General features: G+C 38.7%; 20 protein-coding genes and 3 tRNA genes. 10 read left to right on the top strand and 13 right to left on the bottom strand.

Annotated features, from left to right (window positions below; all coding sequences use genetic code 11):
* Window positions 1-9 precede the first annotated feature (9 nt).
* The gene (gene speA, locus QUE35_RS10600; protein WP_009319137.1) at window positions 10-1,905 is read right to left on the bottom strand and encodes a biosynthetic arginine decarboxylase; all 1,896 of its coding nucleotides are present in this window, start codon (window positions 1,903-1,905) and stop codon (window positions 10-12) included.
* 277 nt (window positions 1,906-2,182) lie between these two features.
* On the opposite strand from speA, the gene QUE35_RS10595 reads away from it, so the two are divergent.
* Window positions 2,183-3,190 (top strand): class II fructose-bisphosphate aldolase, encoded by a 1,008-nt coding sequence (locus QUE35_RS10595; protein ID WP_022600684.1) that lies wholly within the window; start codon window positions 2,183-2,185, stop codon window positions 3,188-3,190.
* A gap of 101 nt (window positions 3,191-3,291) precedes the next feature.
* Here QUE35_RS10595 and QUE35_RS10590 read toward each other — a convergent pair whose 3' ends face one another.
* Window positions 3,292-5,601, bottom strand: coding sequence for a two-component regulator propeller domain-containing protein (locus QUE35_RS10590; RefSeq protein WP_022600683.1), 2,310 nt, complete (start codon window positions 5,599-5,601; stop codon window positions 3,292-3,294).
* A gap of 297 nt (window positions 5,602-5,898) precedes the next feature.
* Between QUE35_RS10590 and QUE35_RS10585 the strand changes: the two genes are divergently transcribed.
* The gene (locus QUE35_RS10585; RefSeq protein WP_022389804.1) at window positions 5,899-6,882 is read left to right on the top strand and encodes an aminodeoxychorismate synthase component I; all 984 of its coding nucleotides are present in this window, start codon (window positions 5,899-5,901) and stop codon (window positions 6,880-6,882) included.
* Complete coding sequence (locus tag QUE35_RS10580) at window positions 6,866-7,456, top strand: aminotransferase class IV (protein ID WP_009319141.1); 591 nt, start codon at window positions 6,866-6,868, stop codon at window positions 7,454-7,456. The genes QUE35_RS10585 and QUE35_RS10580 overlap by 17 nt, the downstream gene beginning before the upstream one ends.
* A gap of 75 nt (window positions 7,457-7,531) precedes the next feature.
* On the opposite strand, the gene QUE35_RS10575 is transcribed toward QUE35_RS10580, so the two are convergent.
* From QUE35_RS10575 to QUE35_RS10550, 6 genes are all read right to left on the bottom strand, one after another.
* Window positions 7,532-9,184, bottom strand: coding sequence for a tetratricopeptide repeat protein (locus tag QUE35_RS10575; RefSeq protein WP_286260790.1), 1,653 nt, complete (start codon window positions 9,182-9,184; stop codon window positions 7,532-7,534).
* Between the two features lie 31 nt (window positions 9,185-9,215).
* Window positions 9,216-10,175 carry a PstS family phosphate ABC transporter substrate-binding protein gene (locus QUE35_RS10570; RefSeq protein WP_022600682.1) on the bottom strand — a complete coding sequence of 320 codons (960 nt, stop codon included), beginning with the start codon at window positions 10,173-10,175 and terminating at the stop codon, window positions 9,216-9,218.
* Window positions 10,176-10,522: 347 nt separating this feature from the next.
* Window positions 10,523-11,353, bottom strand: a complete 831-nt coding sequence (locus QUE35_RS10565; RefSeq protein ID WP_009319145.1) for an energy transducer TonB — start codon at window positions 11,351-11,353, stop codon at window positions 10,523-10,525.
* A 23-nt stretch (window positions 11,354-11,376) separates the two neighbouring features.
* Entirely contained in the window at window positions 11,377-12,045 is a 669-nt protein-coding gene (locus tag QUE35_RS10560; RefSeq protein ID WP_022390511.1) for an ExbD/TolR family protein, read from the bottom strand.
* 24 nt (window positions 12,046-12,069) lie between these two features.
* A complete protein-coding gene (locus QUE35_RS10555) occupies window positions 12,070-12,687 on the bottom strand; it encodes an ExbD/TolR family protein (protein WP_009319147.1) in 618 nt (205 codons plus the stop codon).
* A gap of 19 nt (window positions 12,688-12,706) precedes the next feature.
* The gene (locus QUE35_RS10550; RefSeq protein ID WP_022390510.1) at window positions 12,707-13,537 is read right to left on the bottom strand and encodes a MotA/TolQ/ExbB proton channel family protein; all 831 of its coding nucleotides are present in this window, start codon (window positions 13,535-13,537) and stop codon (window positions 12,707-12,709) included.
* 614 nt (window positions 13,538-14,151) lie between these two features.
* Here QUE35_RS10550 and QUE35_RS10545 point away from each other — a divergent pair.
* From QUE35_RS10545 to creD, 7 genes are all read left to right on the top strand, one after another.
* Window positions 14,152-14,538, top strand: coding sequence for a DUF6769 family protein (locus tag QUE35_RS10545; protein ID WP_022600680.1), 387 nt, complete (start codon window positions 14,152-14,154; stop codon window positions 14,536-14,538).
* Window positions 14,539-14,647: 109 nt separating this feature from the next.
* Window positions 14,648-15,799, top strand: a complete 1,152-nt coding sequence (locus QUE35_RS10540; RefSeq protein ID WP_022600679.1) for an efflux RND transporter periplasmic adaptor subunit — start codon at window positions 14,648-14,650, stop codon at window positions 15,797-15,799.
* 15 nt (window positions 15,800-15,814) lie between these two features.
* Window positions 15,815-18,904 carry an efflux RND transporter permease subunit gene (locus tag QUE35_RS10535; RefSeq protein WP_022600678.1) on the top strand — a complete coding sequence of 1,030 codons (3,090 nt, stop codon included), beginning with the start codon at window positions 15,815-15,817 and terminating at the stop codon, window positions 18,902-18,904.
* On the top strand, window positions 18,901-20,076 hold the full coding sequence (locus QUE35_RS10530) for a TolC family protein (protein WP_022600677.1): 1,176 nt from the start codon (window positions 18,901-18,903) through the stop codon (window positions 20,074-20,076). Before QUE35_RS10535 ends, QUE35_RS10530 begins: the two co-directional genes overlap by 4 nt.
* A 446-nt stretch (window positions 20,077-20,522) precedes the next feature.
* Entirely contained in the window at window positions 20,523-21,140 is a 618-nt protein-coding gene (locus QUE35_RS10525) for a hypothetical protein (protein ID WP_031258362.1), read from the top strand.
* Entirely contained in the window at window positions 21,140-21,442 is a 303-nt protein-coding gene (locus QUE35_RS10520; protein ID WP_009319153.1) for a winged helix-turn-helix domain-containing protein, read from the top strand. The genes QUE35_RS10525 and QUE35_RS10520 overlap by 1 nt, the downstream gene beginning before the upstream one ends.
* A gap of 63 nt (window positions 21,443-21,505) precedes the next feature.
* Window positions 21,506-22,852 carry a cell envelope integrity protein CreD gene (gene creD, locus QUE35_RS10515; RefSeq protein WP_022600676.1) on the top strand — a complete coding sequence of 449 codons (1,347 nt, stop codon included), beginning with the start codon at window positions 21,506-21,508 and terminating at the stop codon, window positions 22,850-22,852.
* Window positions 22,853-22,918: 66 nt separating this feature from the next.
* Here creD and phoU read toward each other — a convergent pair whose 3' ends face one another.
* The 5 genes from phoU to QUE35_RS10490 form a co-directional block, all read right to left on the bottom strand.
* Window positions 22,919-23,587 carry a phosphate signaling complex protein PhoU gene (gene phoU / locus QUE35_RS10510; protein WP_031258360.1) on the bottom strand — a complete coding sequence of 223 codons (669 nt, stop codon included), beginning with the start codon at window positions 23,585-23,587 and terminating at the stop codon, window positions 22,919-22,921.
* 162 nt (window positions 23,588-23,749) lie between these two features.
* Window positions 23,750-26,155, bottom strand: coding sequence for a glycoside hydrolase family 95 protein (locus QUE35_RS10505; protein ID WP_432416277.1), 2,406 nt, complete (start codon window positions 26,153-26,155; stop codon window positions 23,750-23,752).
* Between the two features lie 474 nt (window positions 26,156-26,629).
* Window positions 26,630-26,704, bottom strand: a tRNA-Val gene (locus QUE35_RS10500).
* Between the two features lie 53 nt (window positions 26,705-26,757).
* Window positions 26,758-26,832 (bottom strand) — tRNA-Val (locus QUE35_RS10495).
* Between the two features lie 62 nt (window positions 26,833-26,894).
* Window positions 26,895-26,969, bottom strand: a tRNA-Val gene (locus QUE35_RS10490).
* Between the last annotated feature and the right edge of the window lie 14 nt (window positions 26,970-26,983).

Genomic DNA, 26,983 nt, shown 5'->3' with positions numbered 1-26,983 from the left:
CGTTTTTTATCAATCTTTCTCAAGATAGGTATAGCCGTATAATCCCGATCTGTAATTCGATAAAAACTCACGTCCCTCCTCCGGTGTTATAATACCGGATTTCATAGAAGTCGTTACCCAAGTCTCTACACTCCGAACCATCTTTTTCGGATTAAACTGTACATAATCCAATACTTCTGCAACCGTCTCTCCGTCAATTACCTGGTCGATTTCATAATGATCTTTATATACACTTACATGCACGGCATTCGTATCTCCGAACAGATTGTGCAGGTCTCCCAGAATTTCCTGATAAGCCCCGACAAGAAATACTCCTATATAGTAGGGATCTTTAGTAAGGCTATGTACCGGAAGGTGATAATTAAAATTCCGGGTAGAAATAAAGTTATCGATTTTACCATCCGAGTCGCAAGTTATATCCTGTATGGTTGCGGTACGTTCAGGTTTCTCATCCAACCGGCTTATCGGCATTATCGGAAATATCTGGTCTATCGCCCAAGAATCAGGTAAAGACTGGAATAATGAGAAGTTACAGAAATACTTATCCGGCAACATTTTGGCAATCTTCTTCAATTCTTCAGGAGAATGCTTTATCTCATTAGCCATTTCATATACTTCGCGCGCTATCGACCAAAAAAGACGCTCCACTTGGGCACGGGTACGTAAATCGAGCATTCCGAGTCCGAACAAGTCGAGAGCTTCCTCCCGTATCTGCAGGGCATCATGCCAAGTTTCGATAAGGCGGGGTTGATTCATTGTATCCCACAATTTATACAACTCCTGAACCAATTCATGATCTTTTTCCGAAACAGACTCATCTTCTGACCACGAAGGTAAAGTCGTCGTTTCAAGAACTTCAAATATAAGGACAGAATGATGGGCGGTCAGGGAACGTCCCGACTCCGTAATAATATTAGGCTGAGGAATATCGTTCTTCACACAAGCATCCACTAATGCAGAAATAGAGTCATTCACATATTCCTGTATCGAATAGTTCATACTGCTCTCGCTCGAAGAAGAGCGAGTCCCGTCATAATCGACTCCCAATCCGCCTCCGATATCGACAAAATCGATATTGAAGCCCATATTATGAAGCTGTACATAGAATTGAGAAGCCTCGCGTAGAGCATTTTTTATACGACGGATTTTGGTAACCTGACTACCTATATGAAAATGTATCAGATGCAAACAATCTTGCATTTTATTCTTTTCCAGAATATCCAATGCTTCAAGCAATTCGCTGGAATTAAGTCCGAATTTACTGACATCACCTCCCGACTCTTCCCATTTGCCGCTGCCCGAACTCGCAAGTTTTATACGAATACCGATATTCGGACGTATCTTCAACCGTTTAGAAATAGAAGCGATTAATTTCAGCTCATTCAATTTTTCCACCACCAGAAAAATACGACGACCCATTTTTTGCGCCAACAAAGCCAACTCGATATAATTCTCATCCTTATAACCGTTACAGATTATCAGGGAATTTTCATCGATATTAATAGCCAAAACAGCATGCAATTCAGGCTTAGACCCCGCCTCAAGTCCGATATTGAATTTTTTACCGTGGCTAACGATCTCCTCCACTACCGGACGCATCTGATTTACTTTTATCGGATAAATGATAAAATTCTGTGCCGTGTAGCCATACTCCTCCGCAGCCTGCTCAAAACATTTTGAGATTTTCTCGATCCGGTTATCCAGAATATCCGGGAAACGTACCAGAACAGGTGATGTAACATCTCTTACCTGCAACTCATCCATTAACTCCTTCAGATCGACCGAAGCATTCCCCTCACGAGGTGTTACCGCCACATGACCCTTGTCATTAATAGAAAAATATTTCAGCCCCCATCCGTTAATATTATACAGCTCGGCCGAATCCTCAATACGCCATCTTCTCATTCTCTTTTAATCTGAAATGTTTTATAAATTAATAACGAACTTAATTACAGAAAATTAAACCATTAGACACTCTAAACGGTTTTTATAATTATTAAGTGGGCAAAAATACTTATAAAAAATGAAAGGGAAAAGAAGAAACCTAAATTTATCGGGCTCTATCATGATATTGCAGGCCAGAGTGCTTTCACATATTTTTTTAAGTTTCGGATGTTTCGGTTTGTAAGAATTTTAGTACCTTTGTGTAGTTTTTATTTATTAACGCAAATACATTAAAAAAATGGTTAGTTACAAAGATTTAGGCCTCGTAAACACCAGAGAGATGTTTGCTAAGGCTATTAAAGGTGGCTATGCGATTCCGGCTTTCAACTTCAATAATATGGAACAGTTGCAAGCTATTATCCAAGCTGCAGTAGAAACCAACTCTCCGGTTATTCTTCAAGTTTCAAAAGGAGCTCGTCAATATGCCAATCAGACGTTGCTTCGCTATATGGCCGAAGGCGCAGTTGAATACGCCAAAGAATTAGGTTGCAAAAATCCTCAGATTGTTCTTCATCTTGATCATGGAGATTCTTTTGAATTATGCAAATCCTGTATCGACATGGGATTCTCGTCTGTAATGATCGACGGATCTCACCTTCCTTACGACGAAAATGTAGCACTTACTAAGAAAGTAGTAGAATATGCTCATCAGTTCGATGTAACCGTAGAAGGAGAACTCGGTGTATTGGCCGGTGTCGAAGATGAAGTTTCTGCAGAACATCATACCTACACCAAACCCGAAGAAGTAGTAGATTTCGTTACCAAAACCGGATGCGACAGTTTGGCTATTTCTATCGGAACATCTCATGGTGCTAACAAATTCAAACCGGAACAATGTACCCGTAATGCTGACGGAATCCTCGTTCCTCCCCCCTTGCGCTTCGACGTATTGGAAGGTGTAGAAAAAGAACTTCCGGGATTCCCCATCGTTCTTCACGGTGCATCATCTGTACCTCAAGAAGAAGTCGCTACAATCAATAAATATGGAGGTGCTTTGAAAGATGCAATCGGAATTCCCGAAGAACAATTGCGTAAAGCAGCTAAATCGGCAGTTTGCAAAATCAACATCGACTCTGACAGCCGTTTGGCTATGACTGCTGCTGTTCGTGAAGTATTTGCTACAAAACCGGCAGAATTTGACCCTCGTAAATATTTAGGTCCGGCTCGCGACAACATGAAGAAACTGTATAAACACAAAATCGAAGATGTTTTGGGTAGCGCAGGAAAAGGTGGTTGTTGCTGTTAAGCAAAAATAGTAAATAAAGAAATAGCGGTGATAAAATCTTATCATCGCTATTTTTTTACAACTTCGAAAAACTTCACGCATCAGATAATCTCATTAGAAAATCAATTCTTAGTTCGCACTTGTTCATCAACATAAGACATCGGAGAAACACCAATCTCTCTCTTAAAAACCTTACTGAAATATTTTGCATCATTAAAACCGGTCATATCAGCTATTTCCGAAACAGTATATATATTTAATTTCAACAATTGTACCGCTCGTTTAATTCTCATCTCTTTTATGAAATTCGCCGGAGTCTTATCAAGCAAATCTTTCATACGGTTATACAAAATCGTACGACTCATCCCCATATAAGCAGCAAAATCATCAACAGACAATTCCGGCTTATCCATATTCGACTCTACAAACAATTTTGCCGCTTCCAAAAATTGCTCGTCAGGAGAAAAGTCCACTTTTGGCAATGAAGGAGATATATCTGGCAATGAATTCCTCGAAACAAAAGGTAGACGATTATAAAACAAGAAAATCGAAACAACGACCAATAAGCCTATCACAATAAACCATACTACTCCTTTATAAAAGGAAGAGCGTACGTCAATTATAAACGCACGATCATTATTCATCCACATACCGTAACTATCCGTAGAACGGACCGTCAACACATGGCTGCCTTCTGACAAATTATCCAACTCTATAACTTTACCATAATCAAGATCTCGCCAAACGGTATCAGCATCCAAACGATAACTATAACGTATAGTTCCCGGCCGATAATCCAGAGCCACAGGACTTATCCGGACATGTTCTCCCAAACGAACGGTCAACAAACTATCTGTCGGGACAATCAAAGAGTCCTCGACCTGAATATATCTCCAATATAAAGGAGGAAGAAATTTTTCCGAAGATTCTAAACTCATTTCTATAAAACCGTCCGCCGTACCTAAGAAAAGCTTATTATCCTTCAGCATGGGAATACCTTCTGAGAAAGTGATATTTTTCCCGAAAAAATCTTGATTGAAAGTTTGTATGTTTCCATCTGTAAACAACCGCACCAGACTATTATCAGACACAAACCAAATATTTCCCGAAAGTTCTTCTGCAATGGATAATACGACATCATAAGAAACATTTCCTAATCTAACAGGAATAAGCTGCCAATGTCCGGATTCTGAACACAATCTGAAAATACCCGCCCCAATCGTAGAAACATATATATCCCCTCTATTGGCCTTATGAACAAATGTAAAATCGGAGTTCCCGATTTTTTGCAACACCCTTCCTGAGCTGTCAACAAGATACAATCCATTAGTTGAGGCACAAATAAGACCCGCCTCAAAAGGCCCTATACACCTGATACGCTGTCCGGGAAGTCCGTTCTTTAATAAATTCACACTATTCCCCCTCACAGAGACAATAGAAAATCCATTACCAAACGTCCCGATCCACAATCTGTCCGAATCATCAAAAAACAAGGAATATATCCGATCATCAGCCAACCCATGAGACTTTTGCGTATAATGACTGACAGTATATTTTTTATCTTCCTCAGGGACAAGGCTATAAAGGCCATCTCCTTTTGTCCCGATCCATATTCTTCCCGATCTATCCTCTTTTATCACATACGCATTAGCACCGAAATGGACAGGAACTTGCGTTACAGACCCATTTTTCGAAAGATACCCCTCAAAATCTCCCTCCTTACTATAAACATAAATATCTCCGCTTTTAGCACCGATCCACAATCGTCCGGATTTTGCACTACATGCAATCGCTCTGATCTCATCTCCAAAAAGTAAAGAATTCTCTGTCTTTATATGTGTCCGGTAAGTATAAGATTCCGGTAAAAACGATAATTTATATAAAACATCATCAAAATTGACCCAAAAATTACCCTGTCTATCAAAAAATGAGGCATGCAAAGTATTCTTCAACCGTTTATTACTCTTCACAGGAAGAAAATATCGCTCTCCAGAATCACGGTGGATAATAAGCAATCCGCCTTGCTCGACTTGCAATAAATAAGGATTAGGCGGATAAGAAATTAATTGCTCAGCTCCTGTACACTGCATAAATCTACAAGTAACTGGATCAAAAATATAAACGCTATCATTATAATTATGACAATAAATATGCCCGTCTTCTGTTTCTGCTATTCGAAGTAATCTTCCTATCGTCGAACCGTTCGGTAACATATTCCATGTTTCAAAACGAGAAGCGTCATAGCGGCACAACCCATTCCATGTCGCCATCCAGATATATCCTTTAGAGTCCTGTATTATATTAGATATCACTCGATGAGATAATCCGTCGTCAACAGTATAAGAACTGATTTGCAATACCTTTTTCCCCTGAGATAAGCAAACCGGAATATTTATAATAGCCAATGATAAAATAAAGACTAAGAGTTTCATGGGGAATAGTAGTTTGAGACAAATATAAAAATTATTCTCAAGAATCAACACAAATCATACATCTAAGAACCTGTCTAAATTTTATATGGACATATTTTTTGAGAACTGTTTCGAGAATATTTTTTCTGCTAAGAAACGCAGCAACATGACTGCGAAGTAGGGAAAATAGGCCGAAAAACAATAGATAACTTGATAGTATTTTTCATTGAAAAATTTAGACTGGCCTTAAAATTCAAATATATTTTTCATAAAAATCAGAGTACAGCCCTTATTTTTGCAAAACAAATCTACCAACTTATGCACTTATTCTCACAAACCGATATTATTAAAGAGTTAAATAATCTCGGAAAATACAGAAAAGAATTTATATTTATCATCAATTATCAAGGAGACGAAGCCTACATTCTCGAACTATCCGATATTGATCCCGACTTAATTCTATATGACTTTAACGGAGTAACGAACTGTCCGAAAGGTCACAAAAATATCTCTTTACCGATAACATGGAAACCTCAATTTATCCCTTTCAGTGAATATCGGCACTCGTTTTCTATAATAGAAGAAAATATATTACGAGGTAATTCGTATTTAACGAACCTGACTTGTGCAACTTCGGTAGAAACGAATCTTTCATTAAAAGAAATTTTCGAACATAGCCAAGCCCCTTATCGCCTTTGGATAAAAAATCAGCTAACCGTATTTTCTCCGGAAATCTTTATTCAAATTTGCAATGATGAAATATCTTCTTTTCCAATGAAAGGAACGATAGATTCCAGAGTTCCGGATGCCGAAATGCAAATATTAAATGATCCTAAAGAAAGTGCAGAACATGCAACGATCGTAGATCTCATACGAAATGATTTGAGCAAAATAGCCAATAATGTACACGTACCCCGATATCGGTATATAGACAAAATTATAACCAATAAAGGAGAACTTCTACAAGTCAGTTCCGAAATACGAGGAAAGCTTAAGCTCGTCTTCCCTGAAAAAGTCGGAGATATTCTCTACAATCTTCTCCCTGCCGGCTCAATTACAGGTGCACCTAAAAAGGCTACCATGAAAATTATACGGTCTGCCGAAACTTATAATCGAGGATTTTACACCGGGATCATGGGATATTGCAATAAATCGACATTAGAAAGCGCCGTTATGATAAGATTTATAGAACAACAAGGAAATAAAAAGATTTTTAAAAGCGGAGGAGGCATAACCGCACAAAGCGATGTGATTAAAGAATATAATGAAATGAAACAAAAAGTATATGTCCCTATTCATTGAAACCATACGAATTATTGACGGTAAAGCGTTCAATATCGATCTACACAATCAAAGATTAAATTCTACTCGACTACACTTTTTCGGAAAGATAGATGAAATAAATATCGATAATATAATCGACCCTTCCCCTTATAAAGAATTAACTAAATGCCGCATTATCTATAACAAAGAAATAGTATCCATAGAATATATCCCTTATCAAGTACGTCCTGTATCGTCTTTGAGACTGGTAAAAGATAATACTATCGAATATTCATGGAAAACAACGAATAGGGAAACAATAAACCGATTATTTGCATCCAGACAAAAATATGATGATATTCTAATCGTCAAAAACGATCTGATTACCGACACCTCTATCTGCAACGTGGCTTTTTCGGATGGGAACAGATGGGAAACTCCGGAAAGCCCTCTACTGAAAGGGATACAAAGGGAATGCCTGCTAAAACAAAGCACAATACATGAAGCTCGTATTTCTACCGATGATATTAGCAAATACAAACATATTTCTCTATTTAATGCAATGATCGGTTTCGGAGAAATCATCTTACCCATAACAAGTATAAATATTTAAAAACTCCCGACAGACAATATCTACCGGGAGTTCTTAATATTTAATTATCGGAACGATTCCGAAAGAAAATGATTTTTATTGAGGCAGTTGATCCAAAAGAGCTTTGATCTCATTATTAGGATCGATAGTCAACATCTTACTCCACCATTTGCGGGTCTCAGGATAAACATTCTTTCCTGCAGCATACTCTTTTTGATAATTATAGAAACCGATATATTTATAAGCCTCTAGTAACGCCGCCTTATTCGGATTCTGAGCCTTTTCAAGAACAGTCAATAGAGCTTCGTAATATGGCTTTGCCAATCCTTCTGTCGTTTCAGGATCAAGACCGGAATTCGCACGGGCTCTCCATAAATGTCCACGATAATCTTCCGGTGCTCTCTCTGCTACAATAGCAAATAAACTGTCGGCTTTTTGATATATCGGCTTTTGAATAGCAAGTTTTGCAGCCTTTTCCTCTGGAGTCGCTTCGGCAGCCGGTGCTTCGGCAGAAGCGGCACGATAATAAATCGTACCCAAGAAGAAGTAATCTGTCAGGCTGACATCCTGATTCCGTTTCATATATTCATTATATGCATCAGCACTTTTCAACATATCTCCGGCAGCACGATATGCCTCGCTCAGTTCTTTATAAAGTTCGATTTTTTCCTGATCGAGAGAAATCGCTTTTTCCAATACCGGAATAGCTTTATCCGCCAATTTGTTTTCAATCAATATATTTGCATAAATAATATAATCTTGCGTATTGAATTGGGGATTTCCCGGAGTATTCATAAATGTCTCTGCTGCAGTGAGAGCTTTATCATAATTTTTCAGCTCATAATTGTCATACATCGCCAAACGTTTCAAAATAAAATCATTTGGATTTTTTACAATCATTTTATCTACAAGATCCAGAGATTCTTGATACTTCTTATCAAAGAAAAGCAGTGCTGCATAACGAGACTGATCGCTTTCGAAATGATTGGGATTAGCCATATAACGTGCATAAGCTTCTACTGCTTGATTATATTTGCTATCCTTAAAATATGCTTCGGCCAATTCGCGTTGTGCAATAGCAGAATTAGGTTTCAATTTCAACAGATCTTCCAACTTGGCGATAGCAAGACTCGCATTAATAGGGAAATAAATATTCGAATATTTCACATAAGCTTCCAGACAGTTTTCATCGAAGTTTTGTGCCATTTCATAAAAACCGCACGCTTCGCCATATTTCTTATCTTTAACCAAAATATCACCTTCGAATACATAAATAGGTGCATACTCTTTATCTGCATCCAAGGCTTTATCCAAATATTTCTGATATTCAGGCATTACATTCTCATGATCTGCTTTTGAAATGGCCAGATAAATCTCCGGATTTTTTTTATCCGATTTGATTACAGCTTTGAAAAGAGCTTCAGCCTCTTTTTTATTATTTTTCAACATCAATTTGCCCTTACCGATCGAATTATAAGGATAAAGAGGATCTGCCTGCAAGCCCATGTCATAATACATTCCGGCAGAATCCAATTTATTCATTCCCGAATAAATTTCTCCTAAATAAAAATATGCTTCGGCCTTTTTAGTAGACGGGTCATTCAAAGTTTTATCCAAAATTATCTTCGCCCTGTCAGGTTGTCCTGATTTAAAATATTCGATACCATCCGTATACGATTCTGCAAAAGCAGAACTCACCACCCCTCCAACAAAAAGGAAAGAAGCAAGTAACATTGACTTAGTTCGCATAATTTCTATAGTTTTCTATTATATATTATTATTATAAATTTTCTCTCACGTTTACGATACGGATTGCTTGTGTCGCCGGAACAATCCCGGTCTTCAAAATAATCCGCTGACCTTTATCCGATCCGACAAATGTAGTAAACCCACTTGGCAAACCGCTTTTGGGATCGGTAGTTATTATATAAACATCTCTGGTCAATGGATATAATCCCATTGCCAAATAAGCCTGATAAGGCTGATAACTGTTCGATGGATAAGCCACATCATCCCGACTAATACCCATCACCGTAATTTTATCTGAGAAAGAGAGACGCGTCGAATCATTTTTATTTCCGATCCAACTAGCTCCGATTACACCAATAGCATTAGGCACTTCCGAAACATAATCGATTACATTTTCATTATTATCCTGAGCATTCAGATTCTTCGACAAAGGTTTTCCCGCACAAATAGAATCTATTGCAAAACGCACCGTACTCGAATTCGGATTATCGAATACAAGTTGCAATTTACCTAATTTAGATTCAGGATAAACCTGATTCCATTCCGTAACTTCTCCCGTAAGAATCCGCCGAAGCTGATCCATAGTAATCAATGTATCAGGATTTGCTTTATTTACGATAAGGGCAACTCCGTCCGTAGCGATTTTTACTTCTTTCGGATAAAGTTTCCGAGCATTCAAAGTCTCTACTTCTTTCGGAGAAAGCCTCCGAGTCGTAACTGCCAATCTCACACTATCTTGCAAGAGAGAGGTTATAACATCCACCTCGTCGGCATAAACCGGTATTATATTAGCTTTAGGATATAGTCCTTCAAAAACATCTATCTCCTGCTCCATAATCGGCTCAAAGGTTTGGTCCGCACTTATTTTAATAAGTCCTGACGTAGGGGTTTCGGTAATCCCTTTTTTCTTAGAGGAGTTACATGCTGCAAAAATCCCAGCAAGGATAAATACCGCACAAACTGAAAAACAAAACGATCTTTTTATTTTCATTATAAAATCTCCTAACTATACCTCTGGTTTCTAATTTGTCTATAGGCCCTAAAGATACCATATATTGCGAAAACAATTCCTATACTATACCGAAATATTTCTGAAAAAGTGTTTTCAAAAAGAGGTGTGAAGATTAAAAGATAAGCCATCCCAAAGTAAATCAAGATCATAAATATCCCGAAAATATAACCCATATTAATTTTTTTTGTGGGTTTCTGCGGCTTTTGAAGATCATTTTCTGTTTCCATAACTATAGGTATTTAATCTAAAATACCCGCAGCCCTACATCTGGAGACATAGAGGTGCGGAGTATTTTAGGTGATATTGTTAATATAATAACAACAATCTTACTGCATAAGTTTAAACACTACAGGAACTGTAAAATAAACAGCAACATTATTACCGTTCTGTTTCCCCGGAATCCATTTAGGCATCATTTGGATAACTCGTACTGCTTCTTTATCCAAAGAGGATTCGACGCTTCTCAAAACCGTTACATCCTTGATTTCACCGGTTTTAGAAACTACGAAACGTACTACCACACGTCCCTGAATACCCGCTTCCTGTGCAGGAATAGGATATTTGATCTTTTCATTGATAAACTTCAGCAATGCTGCTTCACCACCAGGGAACTGAGGCATCTGTTCTACAGCCTGATACGGTTTTTCTTCTTCTACCGGAGCTTCAGGCTGAACGAATTCCTTGAAATCCGCAATATCCTGTCCGTTGATCTCATCATTACCTTTTACATCGGCGATAGAAATAGCGATCTTACTGTTAGCAGCCAATTCATCCTGCGATTTGATATCTTCTTCATCGGAAACCTCACTATCATCTTTTATGACCGGAGCCGTAAATTTGATAGAGCTCTTCAAAGGAGGAGGAGGAGTCGTCGGAGCCATCGGCTTCAATTCTTCGTTTTTCTTGACTTCTGCCTTAGGAAGATCTGACAACTGTGTTACTTCTGTAACTGTAAAATCTTCTACTTTTTCAGGAGTCATAATACGAATCAAAGAAGGGAGCGAGAAACCTACAACTGCTACAATCAATATAATAAGCATTGCAACATTATGTCGTTTCGAAGAAGTCATACGCAAATCGTATGCTCCATAGCTCTTATTACGTCCTTCAAAAACCAAATCGCACCATTCTTTCGAAGTTAAATCTATTTTTGCCATTTTTCTTCTTTTTTAAATGAGTACTAATTAGTTTTCTTAATTTGATCCCGATCGATATTTTCCGTCAGTTTTCCTTTCTGTTCAAGGTTATCCAACAAAAACTCATCACCTTCGGTTATATCAACAATCGCATACTTACTGATGCTGCAAATCTGCATCTCATCAAGAGCATCTACAAGATTCTCATAAGTCGCATCATCTGTTGCCTTTATCATTACTACGGGAGCAGTATTTACATCCTTGATCTTCATCGCCCTTTCATTATACTCTTCATCTGAAAATTTCTTTTCCAACTTTTCAGCTTTCAAAGCTTTTATTTTGGCAACGATATCTGCATTACGTCCCATCAACATAGCTCTCAGACCATCGGCTTCATACGTAGTTTCTTTCAATGAGGTGTAATCCTCATAATTAGGCTCACCGGTATAATAAAATACTCGGTCATCTCCTCCCAAAATCAACGTAATAGCACGAGATGCTTTAACTTTCGTCTGGTCTTCTTCTGTAATAGACTTATCATTGGAAGGCATACTGATTTCCATCGTCTGCGGCTTACTCAATGATGTACAAAGCATGAAAAATGTGATCAAAAGCATATTCATGTCCACCATAGGAGTGAAGTCCACGCGAATCGTCATCTTCTTCTGCTTACCTTTGCCTCCCCCGTTATCTTTTTGTTGTACTTCTGCCATAATATTTTTCCTTTATGACTGTTATTAATTATCTGCGGGAATACTCTTAAGCGTAGTAATCAGATTATAACGATTCTCCCTAATATCCTGTAAAGATGACATAATCTCTTTTATTCTGGAATAAGGAGTCGTTCTGTCCGCCTTAATTGCAATTCTCAAATCTCCGTTTACATTCCTTGCCGTTTTAACCCAAGCTTTAAACTCGTTAGAAGGATTGGCCGTCGTATCGATAGGAATCCCGTAATCTTTCAAGATAGCGTCCTGCCTGTCCGTCGGAAGAGCTAAAAAAGACTTCATCTGGGCAAGAGGAACTCCGAAAGAATTCATCAGTTTAAATTTATTGATCTCTTCAGGAGTAAACTCAATACCGTATTCTCTGCCTACATTTTGCAATACATCGACCCGATTATCCTGATTATCCAGACTCATAAAGATTTTACCTTTCGGATCTACCAGAATCTGCAATATATTTGTTTCGGGGATCTTAATTTCCGAAACAGATGCCGGAGTCGCTACTTGCACAGGTTCTTTCTGTACGAAAGTAGAAGTCAACATAAAAAACGTAAGCAAAAGTACAGTCACGTCACTCATCGCCGTCATGTCGATGAACGTGCTTTTCCTTTTTACTTTTATTTTTGGCATAATCTCAACAGGTCTTTAATTATTTGTGAGTTGCTGCATAAGTTTGTACGATAGAGAAACCTACTTCATCAATAGCATAGGTAATTTTATCGATTTTGCTGGTAAAGAAGTTATATGAAATAACGGCTAACGCACCAGTACCGATACCGAAAGCAGTATTTACAAGTGCTTCAGAAATACCGGTTGACAGAGCGATTGAGTCGGGAGCACCAGCATTTGCCAAAGCGGCGAACGCCTTGATCATACCTAACACAGTTCCGAGAAGTCCGGTCAACGTACCCAATGTTGTCATTGTAGCCACAACCGAAAGATTTTGTTCCAATGTCGGTAATTCAAGGGCGGTAGCTTCTTCAACTTCTTTTTGGATATAAGTAAGTTTTTGTTCTTTAGTCAAAGTATCATTAGCTTCCATTTCAGCATATTTTTTCAATACTGAAGTAACAACACTTGCTACAGAACCTTGCTGTTTGTCGCAAATAGCTTGAGCTTTTTGAATATCACCGTCTGCCAAAGCAGCTTTAATGTTTTCAACAAATTTAGTCGTGCTTCCTTTACCTTTAGCTTTCATAAGAGCAAATGCACGTTCAACACTTAATACCAATACGGTAAGTAACAAAGTTTGAAGGACAGGTACGATTACACCTCCTTTATAGATAGTACCCAACATATTTCCAGGCAGAGGGTGTCCTGTAGGATCATTATCCATAAAGTTTGCAGGATTTCCCAAGATGAAATGGAAAATACACAAAGCAATAATAAAGCATGCTACAATCACAAGAAATGCAGACTCAATGCCACGAAATGTTTTCTTTTTAGCTTTAGCTTTAGTTTCAGTTTTTTTAGTTTCCATAATAAAAAAATTCTAAGTGGTTGACTGTTAAATTAAAATAGTTTGATAATTTATTTTCTTTATTATTTTGAGTTCCTATAACGCTATTTAAAGAGCTTTTAATCTTCCGTGTTCTTCAAATTCCGCAATAAAAAACCGTTTTTTCATATTTGCAATATCGGCAGCCTCGAAACAACACCTATTTTATAAAACAACGGAACCTCAGGCAGGATATTGTTTTACATGGCATTTTTCCAAATTTTCCAAAGAATACCGCTATTAAAGCAACTTTTGTGGGTCAAATGTAGTACATTATTTTCAAAGAAAAAAATTATGCGTTTTTTTTGTCAGCAAGCTTATATAGGATTATTTTCAAATATAAACTTTAAATTAGTGTTTTTCTTACCATAAAAAATTTTCAGATAACGAATTTCTGCATCTTGTAACAAAATAAATATTTAATTATAAGCTACTTTACTTACAAAAAATGCAGACACGAACACCGACAAAAGTTCTTGACCCGAATGGATCAAACATTCTTGTTAAAAATAAAAAAACACGAGTATCCATTTTCCTAATCCGATCTTTTGTTACTACCTTTGTACACAAAGAGCAATTGCACAGGAACTATTTTAATGAAAAAAAAAGTACTTCTACCTTTTCTTTGGTTAGCGGCATGCTGCATGTTGCTCGTTACAATTGTGCCTCATCACCACCATATCGACGGTAGAATATGCTTGCAATTATCCGAAATTCCCGAAAACGGACAAAATCGGGATATTACACACCGGCCTGACTGTGAAACTGACTGCCTTGCGCGTTTTGCCGCTTACCGGACTTCTACCGGAAATCCTGACCTCCAGTCAAATATTTTCATTGCACTTCCCGCAACAATCACTTCTTTCGATTTCAGACCGGACGAAACGGAATGTACAACGTTGCCTATTCCTCATAAAGACTTTTGCATTTCTGAATACAAAGGCCTCTCTTCCGGATTACGAGCTCCACCCCATTTAATCTGATTATATATAAAACGACAATTTTCAATTTTATCGTGTCGAGATTTTATTGTGTACGATAAGTAACGAGTAGTCCGTCACGAAATATTATCAGATTAAAAACAAATTTTCAATGAAACATATTATAATATGTATTATTGCCTCGGCTTATTTTTTTGCCGGATGCAATAACAATACCCCCAAAGATGTCGATCACGAACATCAACAAAACGAAGTCGATACTGATCACAAACATGAAGACGAAATAATTTTTACCGAAGAAAAAGCTCAAGCAGCAGGTATAGTCATATCGGAAATACAGCCCAAAACTTTCCGAAATGTCATTAAAACATCCGGACAAGTTCTTGCTGCACAAGGAGACGATATGACTATTGCAGCAACTTCTTCGGGAATAGTTGCTTTCGGAAAAGTATCCCTTACCGAGGGGTCTGCCGTAAATAAAGGAACAATATTGCTTTCTATTTCAGCCCAGAACATACAGGACGGAGATCCGGCGGAAAAAGCTGAAATAACTTACCGAACCGCTCAAAAAGAATATGAACGTGCGGCAATTCTTTATCGAGATAAGATCATATCCGAAAAAGAATATAATCAAGCATTGAGTAGTTATGAAACGGCTCGTGTCGCATGGAAAGCCACAGCCGGACATCAGGGGAACAACGGCATTGCAATTACATCTCCGATGAACGGATTCATCAAAAGTAGGCTGGTTAATGACGGAGATTATGTCGAAATCGGTCAACCGTTACTAAACATTTCTCAAAATCGCCGGTTAATGTTGAAGGCCGAAGTTTCAGAACGATATTATCAATTCCTTCCGACACTAACCTCCGCCCATTTTAAAACTCCGTATGATGACAAAGTCTATACATTAGAAAGCCTCAATGGAAAATTAAAATCATACGGACGCTCCTCCGACAACGGGTCTTTTTATCTTCCGGTCATATTCGAATTCGACAATAAGGGAGACATTATACCCGGATCTTATGTCGAAGTCTTTCTTTTATCCGGAAATATAAATAATGTAATAACTGTTCCGGTAACAGCCCTCACCGAAGAGCAAGGAAGTTATTTCGTATATCTCCAACTCGATAAAGAAGGATACAAAAAACAAGAAGTTACTCTCGGAGTCAATGACGGGAAAGAAGTACAAATCCTTTCAGGAATAAAACCCGGAGACCGTGTCGTAACCAAAGGCGCTTACCAAGTAAAACTTGCGGCAAACAGCAGCATTATTCCCGAAGGTCATTCTCACAGCCATTAACAAGAGGAACAGATTATGCTAAATAAAATTATCAGTTATTCGCTGCATAACAGGTTATTAATACTTTTTGCAGCCATACTTTTATTTTTTACCGGCAGTTATACTGCCATGAAAATGGAAGTGGATGTATTTCCCGACCTGAATGCCCCTACGGTCGTAATTATGACCGAAGCTCCGGGCATGGCCCCTGAAGAAGTAGAACGCCTCGTTACTTTTCCGGTAGAAACGGCTGTTAACGGGGCTACAGACGTACGCCGCGTGCGCTCCTCCTCCACGACAGGGTTCTCTGTCGTATGGGTAGAATTCAACTGGGGCACGGACATATATCGAGCTCGCCAGATTACTTCCGAAAAATTGGCAGTAATGAGTGAAAGCTTACCGGCAAATGTCGGGACTCCTACTCTCGGACCGCAATCTTCTATATTGGGAGAAGTCATGATACTCGGCATTACATCCGATTCTACGTCTTTACAGGATTTACGTACTTTGGCCGACTGGGTAATCAGACCAAGACTTCTCTCCACTGGTGGTGTCGCCCAAGTAACAGTTATCGGAGGTGAAATCAAAGAATACCAGATATTGCTCGACCCGGCCCGCATGAAACATTACGGCATAGGACTGAACGAGGTCATGAACACGACCCGGAATATGAATCAAAATGCAAATGGTGGTATATTATACGAATTCAGTAACGAATATATCGTCAGAGGTATAGTTTCAACAAATCATATAGATGAGCTGTCTAAAGCAGTAGTAAAGACAATAAACGGAATCCCGGTTCTACTTGAAGACATTGCAGACATTCAAATCGGAAACAAAGCGCCCAAACTCGGTATGGCTTCGGAGAAAGGAGAACCTGCCGTATTGATCACGGTTACCAAACAACCGAATACCAGTACGCTCGAACTGACAGAAAAACTAGATCAGTCCGTTGCAGAATTACAAAAAAATTTGCCGGCAGATATTCACATCTCCACCGATGTATTCCGGCAATCCCGTTTTATCGACAATTCGATCGATAACATACAAAAATCTCTGTTCGAAGGTTCTGTTTTCGTCATAATCGTTTTATTCTTTTTCTTAATGAATTTAAGGACTACCGTTATATCTTTAGTTGCCTTGCCCCTTTCCTTATTAGTATCGATACTGACTCTTCACTTTATGGGACTTACTATAAACACGATGAGTCTGGGAGGTATGGCAATTGCAATCGGCTCTCTGGTCGATGATGCGATAGTCGATGTAGAAAATGTATATAAACGATTACGAGAAAACCGCCTGTTACCGGAAAACGAACGCAAACGTCCGATAGATGTAATTTTCGAAGCATCCAAAGAAGTACGTATGCCGATACTCAACTCAACACTCATCATTATCGTCAGCTTTGTTCCCCTATTCTTTTTAAGCGGTATGGAAGGACGAATGTTGATGCCTCTCGGTATTTCATTTATCATAGCTCTATTTGCTTCTACAGTAGTAGCTCTTACCCTGACTCCGGTACTTTGCAGTTACCTGCTGACCGACAAGAAAAATGATAAAAAACTCTCCCGTGAACCGTGGGTCGCTCGAAATCTGAAACAGGTATATGAACGTGCTTTAGTGTGGACTTTACACCACAAAAAAGCGGTTTTAGGATCGACTATCGGATTATTCATCGTTTCTTTGGCACTATTCTTCACATTAGGACGAAGTTTTCTACCTCCGTTCAACGAAGGTTCGTTTACCATAAATATCAGTACGTTACCGGGAATTTCTCTTGAAGAATCGGATCGAATCGGACAGAGGGCAGAACAATTACTGTTATCTGTCCCCGAAATCAAAACTGTAGCCCGAAAAACCGGACGTGCAGAACTGGATGAACATGCCTTAGGGGTAAACGTTTCTGAAATAGAAGCTCCTTATGAACGGGGAGAACGTTCTCATGAAGAAATGATTGCCGACATCCGAGAGAAATTGGGAAGTTTGCCCGGAGTAAACGTAGAAATAGGGCAACCGATATCTCACCGTATCGATGCCATGCTATCCGGAACGCAAGCAAAAATCGCAATCAAGCTGTTCGGTGATGATCTGAACAAAATGTTTTCTTTGGGCAACCAAATAAAAGCGGCAATAAAAGATGTCAAAGGAGTCGTCGATCTGAATGTAGAACAGCAAATCGAACGCCCACAACTTAAAATTAATCCGAAACGCGACATGCTTGCCAAATACGGCATCACACTGCCCGAATTTACCGAATTCATCGATATTGCATTAGCCGGGGAAGTTGTATCTCAAGTATACGAAAACGGACGGTCATTCGACCTTACGGTAAAGGTCCGGGATGACGAACGGGACAAAATCGAAAAAATAGCAAATCTGATGATCGATGCAAACGGGACAAAAATACCGTTGTCTTATGTAGCAGACATCTCTTCTTCATCCGGCCCGAATACGATAAACCGGGAGAATGTCAAACGCAAAATCGTAATTTCTGCAAATGTTGCCGACCGGGATTTGCACGGGGTCGTAAAAGATATACAAGAAAAGATAAATGCAACAATAAAGCTACCAGAAGATTATCATATTGAATACGGTGGTCAGTTCGAAAGCGAACAAGCCGCATCCCGGACGTTATTACTGACGTCAATGATTTCGGTATTGGTAATATTCCTATTACTCTATCACGAATTCAGAAATGCAAAACAATCAGGCATTATCTTGCTAAATCTCCCTTTAGCCTTGATCGGCGGAGTTATCATGCTGAAACTGACATCCGGAGAAATAAGTATTCCTGCAATTATCGGATTCATCTCGCTATTCGGTATCGCTACCCGTAACGGAATGCTGCTGGTATCGCACTACAACCATCTTCAAAACGAAGGCTATAATCTGAAAGATACCATCATACACGGATCATTAGATCGTCTTAACCCAATCTTAATGACAGCCCTGTCTTCCGCTCTTGCTCTCATTCCGTTGGCAATAGGTGGAGATCTACCGGGAAACGAAATCCAAAGCCCGATGGCAAAAGTAATTTTAGGCGGATTATTAAGCTCTACCCTATTGAACGCATTTATCGTTCCCATTGTTTATCAGATTATGAACCATAAAAAAAGCGACTTATGAAATTCTATATAATTGTCTTCTTGTTGTTCTGTGCCGGAAATTTAGCGGCACAGAACAACATCGAATCGATACTCATATCTATCGAAAAAAACAATAAAGAATTACAAGCCAGTGAACAACTGACCCTTTCTAAAAAACTGGAAGCAGCAACAGAAAACACTCTGCCCGACCCGAATGTATCATACGAACGGAAATGGGGAAAACCGGCCTCGATAGGAAAAACCGGAGAGCTGTCGGTATCGCAGAGTTTTGACTTTCCATCGGTATATGTTCATAAAAACCAGCTCTATGATCTAAAATCAGACTTGTATGATCAGCAAAAACAGATCATCCGCCAGCAAGTGTTGCTTAATGCAAAAACAATCTGTCTCGATCTGGTTTCTCTCTTTCAACAACAAAAGTTACTGAGCCTCAGGCTTCAGAATGTACAGAAACTCTCGGCCCTGTATCAGAAACGGTTATCTACCGGTGATGCAAATATCTTGGAGACCAACAAAATAGAATTAGAACTTTATAATATAAAAACACAAATGCGGTTGATAGAAACCGAACGGAATAATAAACTTAAAGAATTACAAACTTTAAATGGAAATTTACCGATCGGAGAAGAGCTAACCGATTATTCCCCTGTGGATTTTCCGGAAAATTTTGAAATTTACAGTCAAGAAGCCATAGCCGCTGACCCTGAATTACGTTCACTCGAAAACGAACTGAAAGTAGCTCGAAAAAATATTTCGCTAAGCAAATCCCTATGGTTTCCTAAATTCGAGATCGGTTACATACGAGAAATGGAGCCCACAGACAAATATAACGGCATATCGTTCGGTATTTCTATTCCGCTATTTGAAAACCGAAACAAAATAAAACAGGCAAAAGCTTTAAGCGGATATACTCAAATGCAAATAGAAAACACCCGCCTGCAAAGTCTTTCTACTTTGCGACAACTCTATGATCAGGCGACCAATTTAAAAGTCTCTATGCAAGAATACAACAAACTGTTACAATCCCAAAAAACACTCTCTTTACTCAACAAAGCCCTTGAAAACGGTCAGCTCTCGATGATAGAATATTTTATCGAAGCAAATCAGGTGTATGAGAGCATGCAAAATTATTTACAATTAGAAAACCAATATCAGCAAATCGTTTCTCAAATGTATCGATACAAGTTGTAAAAATTAACAAAAAGTTGCGCTATAACATCAAAATGTAGAAAACGGTTGTTTTCCTTACTTCTTTTTTTATATCTTTATAACTTGATCGTTATATCCGATGGAATAACATGATTTTGTGAACAAAAGAGATTAGCATCATCTGATTTTTGCATGGCAGTGATTATCTTTCATAATCGGACTACTAAACTTTCGCTTCAAAAACACTGTAACCGATAGATGAGTTTTACCGACCAATAGCAAAACAGAAAAATGATCTTGTTTCTTTTGTAATGACAAGTAAAGACTGTTCCGGAATTTCGGAACAGTCTTTTTATTTTGCAAAAAGATTCTATACGATACATACTTCTCCAGTTCTTTTCTCAGATAAAAAAATACGTAAAAATTTGTTTTTACAATTTTTTTATGCAACTTTGCAAAACAAAGTACTTTATTATTACAGAAATAAAATGGAAAATAAAGAAGTAATAAGCACATTAAGCGAAATAAAAAACCTGATGGAGAAGTCTTCCAAGTTTCTCTCATTAAGCGGTTTATCTGCAATTTTTGTCGGCATATACGCCTTTATCGGAGCTTACATTGCCTATTACATACTTGACCCTACAAAAATTACGACCTTAAACATTAACACACCCTACCGATTACAAATCATCGTCATTCTGGCACTGATACTATTAACTATATCATTAATAACAGCATTTTATCTTTCTTGGATAAAAGCAAAAAAGAATGGTCTCAGGCTACGATTAGATTCAATATCCATACGTCTGTTAATCAACTTCTTTGTCCCGTTATTAGCTGGAGGAATCCTTTGTTTCTCTTTACTGCTGCAACAACATTACGGTCTCACATCTTCTATCATGTTGATATTTTATGGTATAGCTTTAATCAACGGTTCGAAATATACCTATTCAAATACCCGTTATCTGGGGTACGCAGAATTGATATTAGGGTTGATAGACAGCTTTGTCCCCGGATACGGATTGCTTTTCTGGGTTGCTGGATTCGGACTATTTCATATCATCTACGGAGTCTTCTTTTACCTGAAATATGATCGAAGAAAATAATGAAGCCTAATCTCGAACATATCAATAAAGCCTTTGAAAGCAAAGCCCGATTAGGGATTATGTCGATCTTAATGGTAAATGATTCCGTTGATTTTACCACCATCAAGAATTTGCTCGATCTGACCGATGGTAATTTGGCAAGTCACTCCCGAAATTTAGAAGAACTCGGATACATAAAAAGCAATAAACAATTCATAGGGCGCAAACCCAATACCAGATTTTCCATTACTGCCGAAGGACGGGAAGCTTTCATTTCCCACATTCGGGCTTTAGAAGATTTTTTAAAAAGTCAAAACCTATAATTTTTTTATTTATAAACTTTGTAATGCAAAGTACTTTTTAATTATTAATTAAAATATTCGACTATGGAACAGACCGAATTGACTCCGATTCAGGAAGAAGTAAAAAAGAGAAACAACAAAAGCAATGCTCTGACAATCAAGATTATTCTAATCGCTTTACTAATTATCGCCTTGATCATACCGATTACGATGGTACAGAACATGATCACGGAAAGGAATAGAACGGCAAATGAAGCATCTGCAGAAGTACAGCAAAAATGGAGTAAACCTCAAAACATAACCGGCCCGATGTTAGTAATTCCTTATAAAGAATATATCGAGCAAGAAAATAAAACGAGACAAGCCGAAATACGGTATTTATATATCTTACCGGAAGAGCTGCATATTTCAGGAAATTTAGAAACAGAAGACCTGAAAAGAGGATTATACGATATTGTCGTTTATCGTTCATCTCTCAAACTTACCGGCTCATTCGATATTGCATACTTACAGCAAAAAAAGATCACCGGACAAGAATTTCTCTTAAATGAAGCAAAACTGATAGTAGGTATCTCAGATTTACGCGGCATCACTGAACAAGTAGAAGGAAAATGGAAAAACGAGACTTTGTCTTTTAATTCCGGAGTAGATAATCTTCTTATCTTTTCAGGGGTATCTTGCTCCGTATCATTATCAGATAGGGACGAAGATGTACCGTTCAATATAGATCTCCGGATAAAAGGTTCTGAATCGGTGATGTTCACCCCATTGGGAGAAACGACACTCGTCTCCCTAAAATCAAACTGCTCGACACCCAGCTTTACCGGAGCATTTCTTCCTGAGAGCAGACAAGTTTCCGAAAACGGATTTTCAGCAACTTGGAAAATCTTGAATCTGAACCGGAACTATCCGCAAGTCTTCACCGCCGAAAAATGGAATATAGACTTAAATGATTCGTCTTTCGGAGTAAATCTTCTCCTACCCGTCGATCAATACCAAAAATCAATACGTTCTATAAAATATGCATTCCTAATCATCATTCTCACTTTCGTAATCTGCTTTTTTGCCGAGGTTTTACAGAAGAAAAATATCCACCCGTTCCAGTACCTGTTAATCGGTCTGGCGTTATGCCTGTTTTATACTCTTTTAGTATCCATCTCCGAACATCTTAACTTCTCCCTTTCCTATGCAATAGCGACAATAATGACAATCGGGTTGCTCACATTCTACCTAAGCGGAATATTAAAAATCAAAAAAACAGCGATAACAATAGGAGGGATGTTACTATTATTATACATCTATATATTTATTCTCATCCAAATGGAGATCTATGCACTATTAGTCGGAAGTATAGGATTATTTATCATACTGGCGATCATCATGTATTGTTCTCTGAAAATAAACTGGAATACTCCTATAAATAAAAGATAAAATATAAAAAATACGGGTGATCATCTTTTAAATAATCACCCGTATTTTTTATATCAAACATATATCCTATTTTTTAGTAGAATGCTTCAAGACTTTAGCGTCCAAATAAAAAATTATCTCTTCCGCCATATTATTGCAGTGATCGCCTATACGTTCCATTTTCCGGATAATTCCTATCAAATGAAGACACTCATCTGCCCGGTCGGGTTTATCTTGTATATAGCGAGCGACAATATGAGTAGCCTGACGATTAATCTCATCGACCCTGTTATCCATATCGAAAATTCCTACGGCAATAGAAGAAGATTCCTCCGTAAGAGCTTCTTTTCCTTTTTCCATCATTTTCTTAATCGTATCCAGCATCTCACGCAAATTGGTTTTATCCAATAATTCCGCATCTACGCTGATTTGCGGATAATCGATAACAAATCGAGACATTCCCTCACAAAAATCAGCGATACGTTCCAGGTTAGTATTGATTTTAAGCATCGCCAATACAAATCTCAAATCTACAGCAACAGGAGTATACAAACCGATAATATCCTCACAATCACTATCTATTTTCAACTCAAAAGCGTTCACTCTTTTTTCCCGGTAAATCACCTCTCGTGCAAGGTCTTTATCTAAAGATAGCAACGCCTCTCCTGCCCGATTCAACTGCGAATAAACCAAAGTCCACATTTCAAGGACTTCATCTTTCAAATTTTCCAGTTCTTTCTCTATATATCTCATTATTTTCGATCTTTTATCGCATTATACTAAAATAATGCAAAAGGACAAAATAGATATTACAATACAATGACAAAATCAAAAAAAATATTATCAAAAAACTTAAATGCTCTTACAATAAAACAAGAATAACCTCCTATAATCCTACCCCCAAAAACATTATTACTCCTAATTTTCCAAAATTCGGAATAACGAATTATCATAAATTAAAGAATAACTTTTGCCGGCTTTTGTATCGAAATTCACCATAGAATCTTTATAACGAATGCTACACATTCCCCCTGATCCAGACCGAATAACAGCCTTAACAAGCTCTCCTTTTTCCCAATGAATATCAACCTCAAAATTTCCTCTTGCGCATAACCCTATGACATCCCCAGAAGCCCATTTATCCGGAAGCGCCGGCAACAAATGAATAAATCCCATGTGGCTCTGCATCAACATCTCTATTATTCCGGCAGTCCCTCCGAAATTACCATCGATCTGAAAAGGCGGATGCATATCCCACAAATTATCGGCCGTGCCGTTTTTCAAAAGATTCTGAAATAAAAGATATGCATGGTTACCGTCATGCAGACGAGCCCATTGATTTAACTTCCATCCCATACTCCAGCCGGTAGCACCGTCACCTCGTTTTTCCAATACGATTCTCGATGCCGTGGAAAGCTCCGGAGTCGTAATCGGAGAGATAGTGCGTCCCGGATGTAGTCCGAACAGGTGATTTACATGACGGTGTTTATCCTTAGGATCATCTATATCTGCAGACCACTCCATCAGTTGTCCGTAACGACCGATCTCATAAGGCATCAGTTTATTAAGAACCTCTTGCCACTCTTCTCTCTCCGAAGCATCGACATCAAGAATCTTGCTCGCCTCGATAGCATCCAAAAGAATCTCTCTCACAACAGCATGAGCAAAAGTAGCACCCTGATCGACAGGTCCATGTTCAGGAGACGTTGATGGCGCTGCTGCATAACTCCCGTCAGGTTTATGCCATAAATGGTCCACTGCAAATTCTGCACTGCCTTTAATCAGCTCATACCCCGTAGTTCGCAAAAAATCCTCATCCCGAGTATAATCATAATACTCCCATACATGAGTCGCCAGCCAAGGCCCTGCTACAAAGCTGAAATTCCATGACATGTCCCGACTGCTCAATGGAGAAGTGAAGCCGAATATATTCGATGAAACAGATGTAGTCCAGCCTCGAGTGTCCGGACCATAATAAGCTTTTGCCGTACGTTCTCCCGGTTTTACCAATGTACGAATATACTCGATCAACGGAGTTTGACATTCGCTCAAGTTAGCCGGACAAGCCGGCCAATAGTTCATCTGCAAATTAATATTATTGTGATAATCTACTCGCCAAGGACCTTCTACATTATTATGCCAAAGTCCTTGTAAATTTGCCGGGAGATTACCCGCACGAGAAGACGCGATAAGCAAATAACGACCGAATTGAAAATAAAGTTCTTCCAAATAATGATCCGAAATGCCATTCCGATAATTCGACAGCCGCATGTCGGTAGGAATATCGGAAACAAGTTTACTCTCATTCAAGTCTATCTTCACTCGATCAAAAAGAGCGGAGTAATCTGCCCGATGGGCATTATAAACCGCATCATACCCTTTTGCCAATGCAAAATCAAGATTATTCTGTGTCGTCATAACGGGATCGACTCCTACATAAGCTCGGTCATCGTTAAAATCCGGGTTATAATTCATTTTATAATCGGTATCTCCCGCCACATAGAATGTTACATTATCAGCCCCGATTACCTTAATCGCGCCATTTTCCACTGTCACCGTACCACTTTCCGCTACCGCTCTTACCCGAATGACAAACTGCATACCGTTACTGTCGAGACGACCGTTATAAACAATACCGGTAGTTCCGTCTGCTTCAACCGATCCGGAAGCCTGAGGATTCGCCACATACCGGAAAGTCAGAATTTGTCGCCCCGGTCTTGTACATTCAAATCGATATATCATTATACTGTCAGGATATGAACTGAAAAACTTACGGTAAAAACAATCCCCTCCTGCATTGAACTGTACGACCACCAAAGCTGAATCGAGAGAGAGTATCCGACGATAATCGGATATTTCGGACTCTGCTATTCCCGTATCGATATGAAACTCACCCATAGTAGTAAAACTCCCGAAACGAAAAGACTCCTCACTATCCGGTTCATACCCGCATTTTCCATTAAAATTATTCCGGGTCAACTCCGTAGCAACGGAATTAATTCCTGAAAACTGAATAAAAGAATGCCGTATCTGATCCAAAACTTTATACCCCTCCTTATTGGCATCCCAATAATATCGTGCACCTCCCGAGACACTAGGTCCGCCTTTCCATAAAGATTTCTCATTCAGTGTTATACGTTCTGTCTTAACCGATCCCAAAATATTTCCTCCGAAACTGCCATTCCCTATCGGAAAAGATCGCTGTTCCCACGCAAAATCGGGATTAGAGCCAGAGTTCCCGTTACTCACAGTCCAAATTTCTTTCCCCGAAAGATCATTCGGAGTATCGAACCAAACAGATAAACCTTTAGTATAATCGACCATATCGCAAGCGATTGCAACAGAAGTTTGTTCTGCATAACACTCTTCGGCTCTGATATACACACACGATAACCAGAAAATGCATCCAATTGCCACTACAACTCTTCTCATGTATAATTTAGATTTAGTTCAAAGAATAATCATCAACAATATTTAGAGCCTATCTAAATTTTCCGACAAAAAAGACTATCAGGTCATTTTTGTGTTTTCTTCCGGTCTTTTCCCCCGTTTTCCCTCGTCAAATAGCTCGCTATCATCCTCGTAAAAATAGAAAAACATACACGGAAAAAATTCTCAAAACCTGACCCGAGTAAAATTTAAACAGACTCTTATTGTATAGACAATCCATAATTAGAAAAAACGACTTTTTATGAATAGTCTTCTAACATCCGAAAGCTTAACCGATCTTTTTGATTTCCGGACAAACACAAAAAAAGCGAAAGCATGTCTAACTCGACATGCTTTCACTTTAGAAAGTGGGCGTTGACGGATTCGAACCGCCGACCCTCTGCTTGTAAGGCAGATGCTCTGAACCAGCTGAGCTAAACGCCCTCGAAAGAGTTCTCTGAAACGAGAATCGTATTGTGATTGATTTTGTGAAAGAGTGGGCGTTGACGGATTCGAACCGCCGACCCTCTGCTTGTAAGGCAGATGCTCTGAACCAGCTGAGCTAAACGCCCCTTTCTAAAAAAAGAAAATCTCTCTCGATTCTTTTTATCGTACAATTTCAAAAATTTTCCGGTGGGCGTTGACGGATTCGAACCGCCGACCCTCTGCTTGTAAGGCAGATGCTCTGAACCAGCTGAGCTAAACGCCCGGAGGATTGCTTAT

Origin of the sequence: Coprobacter fastidiosus, from assembly GCF_030296935.1 — a bacterium.
Lineage (GTDB): Bacteria > Bacteroidota > Bacteroidia > Bacteroidales > Coprobacteraceae > Coprobacter > Coprobacter fastidiosus.
This window is presented reverse-complemented; position numbering and strand designations above follow the sequence as displayed.